Below are 14,827 nucleotides of genomic sequence, written 5' to 3' on the forward strand. Positions count from 1 at the left end.
TGAATTCTAACTTACACCTTCTTTTGGTTAAACTAAATCTTCTAGTATTTTTTAATAATAGATTGTAACAACTTTACGGTGACTGCGTCATATAGTCTAAAATTGTATCTTAACAATCGGTAAAGATCACTCTATGGGAAACGTTATTGAAATCAGAAAGATTATAAGAAATTTTCAATTAGGACAAGAAACAGTTTATGTTTTAAAGGGAATTGACTTAGATATTGCCAGAGGCGAATACTTAGCCATTATGGGGCCTTCAGGATCTGGGAAATCTACACTAATGAATCTATTGGGGTGTCTAGACACTCCAACCTCTGGTTCCTATAACCTTAACGGAAATGATGTAAGTCAAATGACTGATAATGAATTAGCCGATATCAGGAATAAAGAGATCGGATTCGTTTTCCAGACTTTTAATCTACTACCACGAACTACGGCATTAGATAATGTAGCATTGCCCATGGTTTATGCAGGTATTTCAAAAAAAGATAGAGTAACGCGGGCAGAAGAAGTTCTTAACGATGTTGGACTTGCTGATCGTATGGATCATAAACCAAATCAACTATCTGGTGGTCAACGACAACGTGTTGCTGTTGGTAGAGCACTGGTCAACAAACCTTCGATTATTTTAGCCGATGAGCCTACAGGAAATTTGGACTCCAAAACCTCTTTAGAAATCATGCAACTTTTTGATGATATCCATGCTGCGGGGAATACTGTTATTCTGGTAACTCATGAAGAAGAGGTTGCCGCGCATGCTCATAGAGTAATTCGTTTACGTGATGGTATTATAGAAAGCGATATAAGAAATAAATAGTTTATGGTTTAGGATTTCTAGTTAATTTGTATTTTGGGGATTCATTTTAACCAAAATTTATGCAACCTTTACATATTCTGCTTCTCATTGCAGCTTATTTTGGAATTCTTTTATTAATCTCATATTTCACAGGAAAACAAGCCGGAAACGATGCTTTTTTCAAAGCAAATAGACAATCACCTTGGTACATTGTAGCCTTTGGTATGATTGGCGCTTCCTTAAGTGGTGTAACATTTATATCTGTACCTGGCGCTGTCGAGAAAATTGGTTTCGGATACTTTCAGGTGGTTCTGGGTTATATTATAGGATATTTTGTTATCGGTTCTGTATTATTACCTCTGTATTATAAATTAAACCTTACTTCAATATACACCTATCTTGATGAGCGTTTTGGAAATTATGCCTATAAAACAGGGGCGTCATTCTTTTTAATATCCAGGATAACAGGAGCTAGCTTTAGATTATTTCTGGTAGCCAATGTACTACAAACAATTATGTTTGATGCCATGGGTGTTCCTTTTTGGGTTACTGTAATTATTACTATTTTACTTATTTGGTTGTACACTTTCAAATCAGGTATTAAAACGATTGTTTGGACCGACACACTGCAAACCCTATTTATGCTTATTGCATTAGGAGTAGCTATTTATTATATCTCTGATGGCCTTGCAATTGAAGAAGGTAATCTTTTTGGTTATGTTATGGATAGTAATCTATCGCAGATATTCTTTTTTGATGATTATAAAAGTGCCAATTATTTCTGGAAACAGTTTTTATCAGGAATCTTTATTGCTATAGTTATGACTGGATTGGATCAGGACATGATGCAAAAAAACTTAACCTGTAAAAGTCTAAAAGACGCACAAAAAAATGTGTTTTGGTTTACAATCGTTTTAACTATAGTCAACTTTATATTTCTAGGATTAGGTTTATTATTAACACAATATGCAAGTATAAATGGTATAGATGCTCATAAAGATCAACTGTTTCCTGTTATCGCCACGCAAAGTGATTTGGGAATCGGAATTGCTGTATTTTTTATATTAGGACTCATTGCTGCTGCCTATAGTAGTGCGGATAGTGCACTAACTTCGCTTACTACATCATTTAGTATTGATATTATAGATATCGAAAAAAAGTATTCGGCTATCGATCAGGTTAAGGTTAGGAAAAAGATCCACATCTTATTTTCGTTTGTATTGGTTTTAGTAATTATCATTTTTAAATATGTGATCAAAGATGCAAGTGTAATTACCAAACTATTTGTGTTTGCAGGGTACACCTACGGGCCTTTATTAGGGTTATACGCTTTTGGCCTATTTACAACTCTAAAAGTGAAGGACAAATTAGTACCTATTGTTGCTATCTTAGCCCCAGTACTATCTTACTTTATAAGTGATAATAGTGCTATTTGGTTTGGATTTGAATTTGGTTTTTTTATATTAATCCTAAATGGCTTCCTTACATTCTTTGGTTTAATATTGATCCGTAGAAAGTAATACTAAAGTACAAGCAACCTCAACTTCAATATTATTCTCTTCAAGGAGTTGATAGAACTCTGGATTTTCGGTACCTGGATTAAAAATTACTCTTTTAGGATTAAGGGCTATAATAGTATTGTAATACTGCCTCTGTCTTGAAGGATTTAAATAAAGAGTAACCGTATCAATTTCTTCTAAATTATTAAGTTCTGTTTTTACTTCTACTCCTGCGACTTCTCCTTTTTTTAATCCAACAGCTACAACATCATGATCATTTTCTACTAATTTATGTATTGCAAAATTAGAATATCTATTGGTTTTTAAAGATGCACCAAGCACCATGGTCCTTTTACTCATAAGGTCATTATCAATTTTTAAATTCAAATCTAATGTTTTACGTGGAAAATTAGGTGATAAACGTTAAAAAACCCAGTAAAAATGTTAAAAACAAAGGAACCCTGTAACACAAATCAAAGCACTACGTCTTACTTATAAAGATATGATTTTTCATAAATTTAGTTAGTTAGTTACTTAATAATAATCAAATTTTATTCATAGTTGATGGTTAGTGTTACTATTTGGTTATTATAGAAAACCGCCCTTTTTAAAAGGGCGGTTTTTATTTTTAATATAATGTTAAAGTAATACTATAGTGTAACAGACATATTAGATACTCGTCTTACTCATACACACGCTTAATCACCGTGTTCATTAAAAATTATATGCACTAACAAATAGTATTATTTAGTGCGTTTACTCATCAATCAAAAATCAATCAAATGAAAACAAGTATTAAAAAAACTGGTGTTTTACTTTTTCTATTCTATTCTCTTTTAAGCACTGCACAACCCAAAGACGGAGTCATTCTGGGTACCATAAAAGGTAAAATCGTTGATAAAAACTTAAACCAACCAATCCCCTACGCTACAGTAGTTCTTACTGATGTTTCTGAAAAAATTATTAGTGGAGGCATTAGTACAGAAAATGGAGATTTTTTGATTGCTGATATTCCAAAAGGATCTTATACCTTAAAAATTCAGTTTATGGGGTATACTTCTTATTCACGAACTATAGATATTTCTAAAACGAATAAAGACATTGATATTGGCATAGTCACACTAGATGAAGAGGCAGAATCATTAGATGATGTAACCATAGTAGCAGAACGAACAACAATCGAACAAAAAATTGATCGCAAAGTGATTAATGTTGGAAAAGATCTTACAACTACAGGAGGTACGGCAGCAGAAATCATGAATAATATTCCTTCTGTAAATGTAGACCAGGATGGTAATATAGCTCTAAGAGGAAATCAAAATGTACGTATCCTTATCGATGGAAAACCTACGAATATAAGCGCTGCTCAATTATTAAAACAAATCCCTTCTACCTCGATAAAAAAAGTTGAACTTATTACCAATCCATCAGCAAAATACAACCCGGAAGGGATGAGCGGAATTATTAATATCGTACTTCATAAGAATAGTAATATGGGGTTTAATGGTAATTTAAACCTCGGCGTAAATTTTGATAAAAACGCACGTTTTAACAATTCTATAGATTTAAATTACAGAACAGGTAAAGTAAATATTTACGGTAATTACGGCACAAATATCACCAAAAATTTAAATGGAGGTTTTGTGTTTAGAGAAGATGATAATAGTAGACAGAACTTTAGATTTTTGGACAACAATAAATCTCATTTAATTAAAATTGGGATCGATTATTATATTAATGAACGTAATACATTTTCGGTATATACCAATCAAAATTTATTTGATGGAGTAACCAGAGGCTTTACAGATGTACTTTTCTTAAACAACGATCAAGATGATTTAATTCAAAACTTGATAAGCGATAGTGATAATCTTGGCGGTACTTACAATCTGGATTATAAACATAATTTTATCAAAGAAGGTCATAATATAGAATTAGAAGTTGATTTCAATGATTTTGAAAGTGATAGTGATGATGATTTTAGTTTTACTGGCGGAAATGGTACAGCGACAGCCTATAATGATTTAATTGGTAATAATAGAACAAATACTACAATCAACCTTGATTATGTTAATCCGCTATCTGAAAAAGCCAAATTAGAACTTGGTTATGAACTTAGATTACGCAGAACCGATAATGATTATGCGTCAACACTTTTTCCTAACTCTAACTTCACCTATGATCGTGATATTCATTCGATTTATGCTACGTACGGCAAAAACTTAGAAAAATGGTCTTACCAAATTGGCACAAGAGTAGAAAACTACCAAGTGGATGCTACTTTTATAGAAAAAAGACCATCTCAAGATGATGTTATTAGAAAATTCGAAGATGATATTTTTACAATCTACCCATCTGCATATATCTCTTATACCCCAGGTGAAAAAAACAGTTATCAATTAAGTTATAGCAGAAGAGTCGATAGACCTGGTTTAAATCAAGTTAATCCTATACGTGAATGGAGTGTTCCTAGAATTACTTCTAGAGGTAACCAAAACTTAGAACCACAGTTTACCAATTCTATCGAAGCTAATTATACTAGAAAATTACAAAACGGATCAATTACAAGTGGAGTGTTTTATAGAATTATAAATAATGAGATTAACCAGACACTTATCACAGACCCTATTGTACCAGATGGGCAAATATTAACTTTTGATAATTTTGATAACAATTCTGCTTATGGAATCGAGATATCAGGAAATTACAAAGCCACTAAATGGTGGAGTTTAAATGCTAGTTTTGACCTATATGGACAGACTCAAAAAGGTATAGTTAATAACATATCAAGAGAAGTCGATGCCGTAATCTATAATTTTAGGATAAATAATAGTCTTAAAGCTACAAAGAACTTAACCTTTCAAGTATTTGGATTCTATCGTGGGCCACAGGACGGGGTTCAATTCGAATCTAAGCCGTTTTATTTTGTGAACACAGGAGCACGTTACAATTTCTTAGATGGTAAAGGAACTTTTAGTATCAATTACAATGACCTATTCAATACCATGCGTTTTAGGTTTGAAAGTGATGTTCCTTTTCGTCAAAATGGAAGGTTTCAAGGAGAAACACAAACAGTCTATTTAGGTTTATCTTATCGTTTTGGAAGTGGAAAAAATAAAAAACTATCTAGAAAAAGACGAGATAATAATGAAAAATCAGGCGGAGGTATCCTATAGATTAGTTATTTACAGTTAAAATGTTAATACATTAATAAATATTTACTAATTTAGTTAAATTTAAAGATTTTTAATTAAAAATGTATTAAAGTTAAATAATTGCAAAAATTTCACAAATTCTGTAACACATCGCAATTTATTACGTTTAATATAGTAGAATCATGGTTATGGTTTATTTGAATTAGCCTTTAAAAAATTAATAACCGAGTAATTAAACACAAAAACGCGAAGCTAATATGCTTCGCGTTTTTATTTTATAATATCTTTTTACCATCTAATGATAGCGCTACCCCAGGTAAAACCACTACCAAATGCAGCAAGAACTAACAAATCTCCATCTTTAATTTTTCCTTCTTCCCAAGCTTCGGTAAGTGCTATGGGTATAGATGCAGCTGTAGTATTTCCATACTTCTGAATATTATTATACACTTGATCATCAGATAATTTAAATTGCTTTTGAACAAATTGAGAAATTCTCAAATTTGCTTGATGCGGTATCAGCATATCAATATCCTGAGATGTAAGATTATTTGCCTGTAAGCCTTCATTTATTACTTCAGAAAAACGTACCACAGCATTTTTAAATACAAATTGTCCATTCATATATGGATAATACGGTATATTCTCTTTTGGATTATCTGCTATAATTTCTGGCACCCAATGTGCAGTACTAGGGCCTTCAAGAGATAATTCTTTTGCATGTGCTCCTTCGCTATGCAGATGTGTTGATAAAACACCTTTACCTTCTTTTTCGCTTCTGGTCAACACTGCAGCTCCAGCTCCATCTCCAAAAATTACTGAAACACCTCTACCTCGAGTGGTCATATCTAATCCTCCACTATGATTTTCACTACCAATCACCAGTACGTTTTTATACATTCCCGTTTTGATAAATTGATCAGCTACAGAGATCGCATATACAAAACCACTACATTGATTGCGGACATCCAAAGCAGGAATTGTTCTCATGTTCATCATTTCTTGCACACGAACTCCTCCCCCGGGAAAATACATATCGGGACTTAGCGTTGCAAAAATGATCAAATCTATATCGTCTGTAGTTAAATTAGCTCTTTCTAATGCTATTTCTGCTGCTTTAACTCCCATAGTAGATGTACTATTACCATCTCCCTTTTTTATATGGCGTCTTTCTTTTATTCCTGTTCTTTCTTGGATCCAAGCATCATTTGTATCCATTATTTTAGAAAGATCATCATTTGTCACAACATTCTCAGGAACATACGATCCTAATCCAGATATTTTCGAAGTATACATATAGTTAATTATTGTGTATTGTGCGTTATTTTATGGTAATTAAAAACTGGCGAACAATATATGTATTCTTAGCATCTTGATAAAAGAAACACTAATCATATTGTATGCATGCATAGTAAAATAACTCTAATGTTAATACAAATTCTATTTTGGTAAGTATAAATAATGAATAAATCAAAGTGTATACAACAAACTCTAGACACCTTAAAACGAAAAAACTACTAACAAAAATGTTAGTAGTTTTTTTCCCCCAATCTTCCTAAAACTTATAGTCTCAGAAGTTTTTTAGTCATTACCTTATTTTTATTTTTTACTCGTACAGTATATATACCAGTAGGTAATGCTTTTAATGAAATTGTATTTCTTTGGATTAGTTTCTTGCTTTCTTTAACAACCTTTCCTTTTTTATCAAAAATTTTATAAGACGCTTTAGAAATTTGATTTTTAAAATCTATATACACCTCTCCCATCATAGGATTAGGGTAAATACAGAATGTTTCTATTTTACTACTTTCAATCATCTTCTCACAAAAAAACTGTTCGTCTTTGATTGATACAAATATATATTCTGAATTTATATAAAAACATACGTAGCCTTACGTAATTAAGAGTGCCTCACTATAAACAAATGGTATTAGTCTAGATAAAATTTTGGTTTTCTAATATGCTATAATAACGCTTCTTTATTTTTTTGAGACCAAATAAGAAGTGAATTTGGTTTCTGATCTAAGTTTAATTTTTTAATAATGTTTGCACGATGTTTTTCTACAGTTCTAACCGATATGCTAAGAAAATCAGCTACCTCACTGCTAGTCATTTCATCTGCAATAAGCTTTAATATTTTAATTTCGGATCGAGTTAAACTCTCTATATTAGTATTTTCATCAGAAGAATGAGAAAATCGTTTGAATATTTTTTCGCTAAAGTAAGGTTTACCTTCACATACACTGGCGATACATGATTCAATTTCAGTTAAAGCAAACTCTTTCAACAAATATCCATGTATATTAAATTTTACGGCATCTTCGAACATTTTTTTCTCTTTATGCAGAGTATTTAGGATAATCTTTGTTTTAATATCATATCGTTTGCAATTTTTGGCTATATCTATACCTGTCATATTAGGCATTTCTATGTCCAATATAGCGATATCTGGCTTTTCTTTAATAATAGTATTGTAGGCCGATAACCCATCCAGACAAGTTGCTATAATATTATATTTTTTTTCTTTTAAAAACCCTTCTAACCCCTTTAAAAGTAAAGGATGGTCGTCTGCAATAAGTATATTTGGCTTAACCATACTTTGGGATATTAAATACTAATGTTGTTCCTTGATTAATTTCTGAAAATATTTTAAAATTGGCTTTCAGGTATTTTGATCGTTCGCTTAAAGTTTTTAAACCAATTTTGGACATAGAAGTCTTTTCTTGGATAACATCAAATCCTTTACCGTTATCAGTTATAATGATTTCTACATTATTATCCTTATTAATTACTTTTATCTCTGCTGACCGGGCATTAGAATGCTTTAGAATATTATTAAAACTCTCCTGAACCAATCTATAAATATTTATTTCTTTATCCTGATCAAAAACTTTATCAATATTATCAATTTCTGCCGAAATAAAAATATCATAACTATCATCAATCATTTCTACACTACTTTGCAATGTTACCGTAAGTCCCAACTCATCTAATTTAAAAGGATGTAAACTTCTAGAGATAGATCGTACCTCATTAATTACTCCATCTACGATTTCAGCAGTTTGTTTATCATCATTTTGTAAAGTTCTATTTTTAATCAATAGTAGGCTTTGTCCAACGCTATCATGTAAATCTTTTGAAATCCTTTTGCTTATTCTTTCTTGTGTTTGTAATAGTTCTTGCAAAAAAGACTGTTGTAAAAGTTTATTACGCATCAAAAGTGTTCTGTTTCTAAACAGATACACACATAAAAACACCAAACTCAACCCAATACCCCCAAAGATTAAAAGATTACGTTTTGCTTTATCTTTTTCCTCTAATATATTAATACTCGCTTCTTGAATTGCTATTTTATTATCTCTCTTTTCTGTCTCATATAGTGTCTTATAATAAATTACACTATTAGAACGTGTCAAACTATATATAGAGTCTTTTAAGACAGTATATCTATCTAAATGAGCTAGAGCTGCTGTCTTATTATTAATTTTTTTATAACACTCATAAAGTTCTTTTTCTAAAGCAACCTGACCTCTTATATCTCCTGATTTTTTGAAGATATTTATTTCTTCTTCAAAAGCTGCAATTGCTTCTTTATATTTTTTATCTGCTTTTTTAAATCTGCTTAATGCTTTAAGGTAAAATATTCTGTCAAAAGAATTAGTAACCAAGTTAGGACTTTGTTCTAAAGTGTCTAAATACTTTTTAGCCTTTACTAATTGATTTTGATTAGCATAATACTCAGAAAGATACGATCTTATTCTAAACAGGTCTCTTGCTTCTTTGGTTTTAGTTTTTAATAACTCTAACGCTTTAAGATAAGCTTGTTCTTCTTTTATATATTCTTTTTTCTTTACAAAATCTCGTGCATCATTTATGTATAACTCTGATAGGGCTATATAATCTTTATGCTTTTGACTATTTAATAATTTTCTGATTTTTTGTCTCTCTTCAAAAGATTTTTCTAAAAGATATAATTGGCTAAAAATACCAGATACCGCTAACCCACTAAATGCAACATATGCAGTATCCTTAAGTTTAGCATATAGTTTATTAGCATCTTGATATTTAAGCACCGCTTGCCCAAGTTTTCCTAATCGTTCGGTTGCTTGCCCATTAAAGTAGATTGCATCTGCTTCATATATAGAATCTCCTGTTTGATGATATATTTTTTCTGCTCTGGAATAATCTTTTATGGCATTTTCTAAATGATCAGTTTGATAACTTGCCCCTGCTCTTTTCACATAAAGATGTGCCAAGTTTACTCTCTTTTTTATACTATTACTATCTCTTATAATATTGTTTATAATAATATGAGCAGAGTCTGGTTTTCCTATGATATTAAGATAATGATATGTAAATTTTGATGTCTCAAATGCTGCCAAGTCAATACTATCCAGTGTTTTTGCTAATGCGATATATTGATTTGTATACTTTGCATAATTTTTCTTGTAAAAATCAAAATCATTAGACTGCATTTTACTAATTTCATTAGATAATGAATCTAACAAAAGTAACTTTTTCGTTTTTTCGGTTGTATTTTTTACTGTTGTAATTAAAGTAAGTATATCTTTTTTATGTTGTGAAAATATTTGTGAATTACAAGCTATAATAAAAACGAATATGTACACTTTACTTTTAAGCATTCTAATAGGGTATTTCTAAGGTGGTAATATAAGAATAAAAGCGTTTTTAGCTCATATCATTCTTTTTTTTATGTATAACAAAGATGAAATACATATTATACCGTTTTAATACTTCGATTTTTACAAAAAATAACATGCAATCTTTTCATAGTAAAGACGAAGGAATAACAACTTTCAAAATTATTAAAAGATAATGAGCAACAAAAATTAAAAAATCTTTAATAGATTAGATAAATAATTTAAACCAATAAAATGACACAAAAAGAAAACAGTATTCTGAAATTTAAAAAAGAGGAAATTCTAGATCCCAAAAACATTATTGCAGGAAATGCATTAGCTTCTAATATCAAAACTCCTACTGGGGTAAGTACACGTGATTACTATCCTTATTGGCATCCAACTCCAACATCAAAATAGTTAAAGTCAAAAACCAAAGTAGTAACTAAATTAAATAAAACAAACCATGAATCTTATAAAAGCGAAAGATGCGCCAACCACAGCGCATCTTTCTAACAACCTAACCAATAAATAAACAAACCAAGCCAGTCGGATGACTGACTAAAGGTAATTTTCAAAATTTTTGACAGTTACAGTAGATTTTAAATCGTGTAAAAGATTATATAATCCAAAAAAAGTGCGATTGATATAAAGAAAGTGCTTACTACCTCTATTACCATTCATCTTTTTTAACTCGCTGTCGTTAGCATATTTTTCACTTAATTCTGTAATATTTTTCCAAAATTCTTCATCCGCAAAGTCAAATGTTTTTTCTTGAAATGGCTTTGTAAATAAACTTAGCATTTCATGGAACAACTCCGAGAAGAATTTTAGTTCTTTGGGAGAATCATCATCTCGGAGTATTTCCAATTCAAACATCTTTCGGGAAAAAAAATGTGGATCGTCTATATTTTTTTTATCTGCAAGCTCAAAATAAGGGGTATAAAACTCCAAAGGAACCTTTTTAACACATCCAAAATCTATTGCTATAAGATTATCGTCTTTATCTACTAGGAAATTTCCTGGGTGCGGATCTGCATGTACTGCTTTTAGTATATGCATTTGATACATATAAAAATCCCATAATGCCTGTCCTATTTTATCTGCTTTTGCTTGATCTTTATTTTGCTTGGCAAATTCACTAAGGTGTTTACCATCCATCCAATCCATAGTAATAATACGCTCACTAGACAATTTTTCATAATACTTAGGAAATCGTAACCCCGGTATTTTACTACAAGCTTCTGTAATTTCTTTACTTTGTTGAACTTCTAATATATAATCTGTTTCCTCAAGTAATTTACCTTCTAATTCTTTAAAATACTTTTCAGAATCTTTTCCTTTTAAGTTAAACATTCTGACGGCGATGGGCTTAACCATCGCCAGATCAGAACTTATACTGTCTGCAACTCCGGGATATTGAATTTTCACAGCAAGTTTTTTCCCATCTTTATTAGCCTTGTGTACCTGACCGATACTCGCCGCATTGACAGATTGAGTTGCAAACGTGTCATATAATTCTTCTGGGTATTTACCCTGATATTTTTTAAATGTTTTACGAACCAAAGGTGCCGATAATGGTGGCACACTAAATTGTGACAATGAAAACTTTTCTACATATGCATTGGGCAAAATATTTTTTTCCATAGATAGCATTTGTGCTACTTTAAGAGCGCTTCCTTTAAGGTTTTTTAAACCATCATAAATATCTGCCGCATTATCTTCGTTTAGTTGATCCTTGGTTGTTTTTGGATTAACTGCTTTTTTACTATAGTATTTAAGATAATTGCCTCCCACCTTAACGCCAGTTTTCACAAGCTCTGATGTTCTTCCTAGTTTTGTAGTTGGTATTTTATCTATTGTCTTCATTTATGTACTTCTTTTTAATGAGTCTGAAAATTTTCTAATTCCTTAAATTAATTTGACATTATTTTTTCTTTCCAAAGAAATTTTCCGAAATCAAGTACATTATTAAGTGGTGTATTATCAAATAGATCAAATATTGTATTCACCGATTTTTCTATAGCTACATCTGTTTTTTCAAAACTTGGTGATTCGTCTGACATCCAAAAATTAAGTAAAAACAAGAATTGTAACCAGGCGCCTTCAGAAAATACTGCTACAGGGTTTTTTACCAATCTTGATGTTTTTTCATCATTATCCGTCTCTATTAACTCTCCTGCAAATTCTTTGATATGAGACCTCAACCCTTTTAGTTGAGTCATATTTTTTAGAGGCATATCATATCGTTTTAAAGCAAACAACACATAGCTTCGGTTTAGGGTTAACATTTCAAATAGTGTATAAAAAAGTGTGAGCATTTTATCTCTGCTCGAAAAATGTTCGAATTGTTCGTTTTTATGCATCGCATTGGCAGTAGTAGTAAAAAAAGTACTCCAAATATTTTTATCAAGACCGTCTAAGCTACCAAAGAACTTATAAAAATCTTCTTCTGATACTTTAATGTCTTTACAAAATTTATAAACAGTTTTAGGATACCCATCATGTTCAAGAACATAATTCATATACGCTGCAATTATAAACTCTCTATCTATTTTTTTCTTTTTCCCTGTCGATGCCATATCTATAAGTTTCTTGTAAAGATATAAATTGTTTAACTTTATAGTAAAAAAGTTAAACAAAAAATATGTTAAAGTTGTTTCAACAAAATTGAAACTTACATTTTGTCTTTTAAACAGACGTAATTGGGTATAATCCCTTACGGAATTAGGCGAAAAAATTATACTTCAATGTCAGTTTGTCATAATGTTTCTATTGGTACTTTTTTTGACTACAGTCTTATTAAGAATAAAAAATAAATAAAACATTATAAAAATGGCAACAGGAAGTATTAATGTATCGGTAGAGAACATTTTTCCTTTAATTAAAAAGTTCTTGTATTCTGATCATGAGATTTTTCTAAGAGAATTAATTTCAAACGCTACAGATGCAACTTTAAAATTAAAGCATTTAACCAGTATTGGTGAAACTAAAATAGAGTATGGTAATCCACTGATCGAGGTTAAAATAGATAAAGATAAGAAGCAGCTTCATATTATAGATCAAGGGATCGGTATGACTGCAGAAGAAGTTGAAAAATACATCAATCAAGTAGCTTTTTCTGGTGCAGAAGAATTTTTAGAAAAATACAAAGACAGCGCCAAAGATTCTGGAATTATTGGTCATTTTGGTCTTGGTTTTTACTCTGCTTTTATGGTTGCTGATAAAGTAGAAATTATAACTAAATCATATAAAGACGAACCTGCTGCACATTGGGTTTGTGATGGATCTCCTACATATACAATTGAAGAACATGATAAATCTGAAAGAGGTACAGAAATTATACTTCATATCGGAGAAGAAGATACCGAATTTCTTGAAGAAGCAAGAATCAATGAATTATTAGTTAAGTATAACAAATTCATGCCAGTATCTATCAAATTTGGGACTAAAACAGAAACGTTACCAAAACCCGAAGATGCAAAAGAAGAAGATCCTGCTCCAACACAAGAAGTAGATAACATCATAAATAACCCTAATCCGGCTTGGACTAAACAACCAACAGATTTAAAAGATGAAGATTACAAAGGTTTTTATAGAGAATTGTATCCTATGCAATTCGAGGAACCTTTATTTAATATTCACTTAAATGTTGATTATCCTTTTAATCTTACTGGTATCTTATACTTTCCTAAGTTAGGTCAGGATATGAGTATTCAAAAGGATAAAATACAGTTATACCAAAACCAAGTATTTGTAACTGATAATGTTGAAGGTATTGTTCCGGAATTTTTAACAATGTTACGTGGAGTTATAGATTCGCCAGATATTCCTTTAAATGTTTCTAGATCATATTTACAAGCCGACGGTAATGTAAAGAAAATTTCAAGTTACATTACTCGTAAGGTTGGTGATAAGCTTAGTACAATGTTCAAAAATAGTAGAGAAGATTTTGAACAAAAATGGAATGATATTAAGATAGTTATAGAATACGGAATGCTATCTGAAGATAAATTCTTTGAAAAAGCAGATAAATTTGCATTATATCCAACTGTAGATGACACATTCTTGACTTTTGAAGAACTTCAAGAAAAAATTAAAGACAATCAGACCGATAAAGATAACAAGTTAGTTGTTCTGTATGCTTCAGATAAAGACGAGCAACATTCATATATTACTGCTGCAAAAGACAAAGGGTATGAAGTGTTATTATTAGACTCACCTATCGTTTCACACTTGATCCAAAAATTGGAAACGAGTAAAGAAAATATCACTTTTGTTCGTGTAGATGCTGATCACGTTAATAATTTGATCAAAAAAGATGAGGAAACTATCTCTAAGCTATCTGATGAAGAGAAAGAAAATCTTAAGACAGATCTTGGTAAAGTAATCCCTGCAGAAAAATATACTGTACAGTTAGAAGCTATGGATAGTGACGCTTCTCCATTTATGATCACGCAACCCGAGTTTATGCGTCGTATGAAAGAAATGCAACAAACCGGCGGTGGCGGTGGAATGTTTGGTATGGGTAATATGCCAGAAATGTATAATTTGGTTGTAAATACAAATCATGAATTGATCGGCCAAATTGCAGCAACAAAAACTGAAAAGAAAAAAGAACGTTTAATTAAACAATCTTTAGACTTGGCAAGGCTTTCTCAAAATTTATTAAAAGGAGAAGAACTAACAGATTTTATCAAACGTAGTTTTGAGATGATCAAATAGTTATTAAGT

12 protein-coding genes are annotated in these 14,827 nt (G+C 30.9%); 5 read left to right on the forward strand and 7 right to left on the reverse strand.

Annotated elements, in window-relative coordinates; translation table 11 throughout:
* Positions 1 to 133: 133 nt before the first annotated feature.
* Positions 134 to 820 (forward strand): ABC transporter ATP-binding protein, encoded by a 687-nt coding sequence (locus D1816_RS09910; RefSeq protein WP_066319099.1) that lies wholly within the window; start codon positions 134 to 136, stop codon positions 818 to 820.
* 59 nt (positions 821 to 879) lie between these two features.
* On the forward strand, positions 880 to 2,319 hold the full coding sequence (locus D1816_RS09915) for a sodium:solute symporter (protein WP_118502604.1): 1,440 nt from the start codon (positions 880 to 882) through the stop codon (positions 2,317 to 2,319).
* Here the strand turns inward: D1816_RS09915 and D1816_RS09920 are convergent.
* On the reverse strand, positions 2,296 to 2,658 hold the full coding sequence (locus tag D1816_RS09920; protein ID WP_066319091.1) for a CoA-binding protein: 363 nt from the start codon (positions 2,656 to 2,658) through the stop codon (positions 2,296 to 2,298). The two genes, D1816_RS09915 and D1816_RS09920, sit on opposite strands and share 24 nt — an antisense overlap.
* A gap of 422 nt (positions 2,659 to 3,080) precedes the next feature.
* Here D1816_RS09920 and D1816_RS09925 point away from each other — a divergent pair, with 422 nt between their 5' ends.
* Positions 3,081 to 5,474 carry a TonB-dependent receptor domain-containing protein gene (locus tag D1816_RS09925; protein ID WP_118502606.1) on the forward strand — a complete coding sequence of 798 codons (2,394 nt, stop codon included), beginning with the start codon at positions 3,081 to 3,083 and terminating at the stop codon, positions 5,472 to 5,474.
* A gap of 267 nt (positions 5,475 to 5,741) precedes the next feature.
* Here the strand turns inward: D1816_RS09925 and D1816_RS09930 are convergent, their stop codons facing one another.
* From D1816_RS09930 to D1816_RS09945, 4 genes are all read right to left on the reverse strand, one after another.
* On the reverse strand, positions 5,742 to 6,749 hold the full coding sequence (locus D1816_RS09930) for a 3-oxoacyl-ACP synthase III family protein (protein ID WP_066319085.1): 1,008 nt from the start codon (positions 6,747 to 6,749) through the stop codon (positions 5,742 to 5,744).
* 266 nt (positions 6,750 to 7,015) lie between these two features.
* Positions 7,016 to 7,270 carry a T9SS type A sorting domain-containing protein gene (locus D1816_RS09935; RefSeq protein WP_066319082.1) on the reverse strand — a complete coding sequence of 85 codons (255 nt, stop codon included), beginning with the start codon at positions 7,268 to 7,270 and terminating at the stop codon, positions 7,016 to 7,018.
* Between the two features lie 146 nt (positions 7,271 to 7,416).
* Positions 7,417 to 8,049 (reverse strand): response regulator transcription factor, encoded by a 633-nt coding sequence (locus D1816_RS09940; protein ID WP_118502608.1) that lies wholly within the window; start codon positions 8,047 to 8,049, stop codon positions 7,417 to 7,419.
* Positions 8,042 to 9,961, reverse strand: a complete 1,920-nt coding sequence (locus D1816_RS09945) for a sensor histidine kinase (protein ID WP_158597707.1) — start codon at positions 9,959 to 9,961, stop codon at positions 8,042 to 8,044. Before D1816_RS09945 ends, D1816_RS09940 begins: the two co-directional genes overlap by 8 nt.
* Positions 9,962 to 10,348: 387 nt before the next feature.
* On the opposite strand from D1816_RS09945, the gene D1816_RS25625 reads away from it, so the two are divergent.
* On the forward strand, positions 10,349 to 10,513 hold the full coding sequence (locus tag D1816_RS25625; protein ID WP_157766212.1) for a hypothetical protein: 165 nt from the start codon (positions 10,349 to 10,351) through the stop codon (positions 10,511 to 10,513).
* 141 nt (positions 10,514 to 10,654) lie between these two features.
* On the opposite strand, the gene D1816_RS09950 is transcribed toward D1816_RS25625, so the two are convergent.
* On the reverse strand, positions 10,655 to 11,962 hold the full coding sequence (locus D1816_RS09950; protein ID WP_118502610.1) for an AarF/ABC1/UbiB kinase family protein: 1,308 nt from the start codon (positions 11,960 to 11,962) through the stop codon (positions 10,655 to 10,657).
* 47 nt (positions 11,963 to 12,009) lie between these two features.
* The gene (locus D1816_RS09955; RefSeq protein ID WP_066319075.1) at positions 12,010 to 12,675 is read right to left on the reverse strand and encodes a TetR family transcriptional regulator C-terminal domain-containing protein; all 666 of its coding nucleotides are present in this window, start codon (positions 12,673 to 12,675) and stop codon (positions 12,010 to 12,012) included.
* Between the two features lie 253 nt (positions 12,676 to 12,928).
* On the opposite strand from D1816_RS09955, the gene htpG reads away from it, so the two are divergent.
* On the forward strand, positions 12,929 to 14,818 hold the full coding sequence (htpG, locus tag D1816_RS09960) for a molecular chaperone HtpG (RefSeq protein WP_066319074.1): 1,890 nt from the start codon (positions 12,929 to 12,931) through the stop codon (positions 14,816 to 14,818).
* The last annotated feature ends 9 nt before the right edge of the window (positions 14,819 to 14,827 follow it).

It is taken from the genome of Aquimarina sp. AD10 (assembly GCF_003443715.1).
Lineage (GTDB): Bacteria > Bacteroidota > Bacteroidia > Flavobacteriales > Flavobacteriaceae > Aquimarina > Aquimarina aggregata.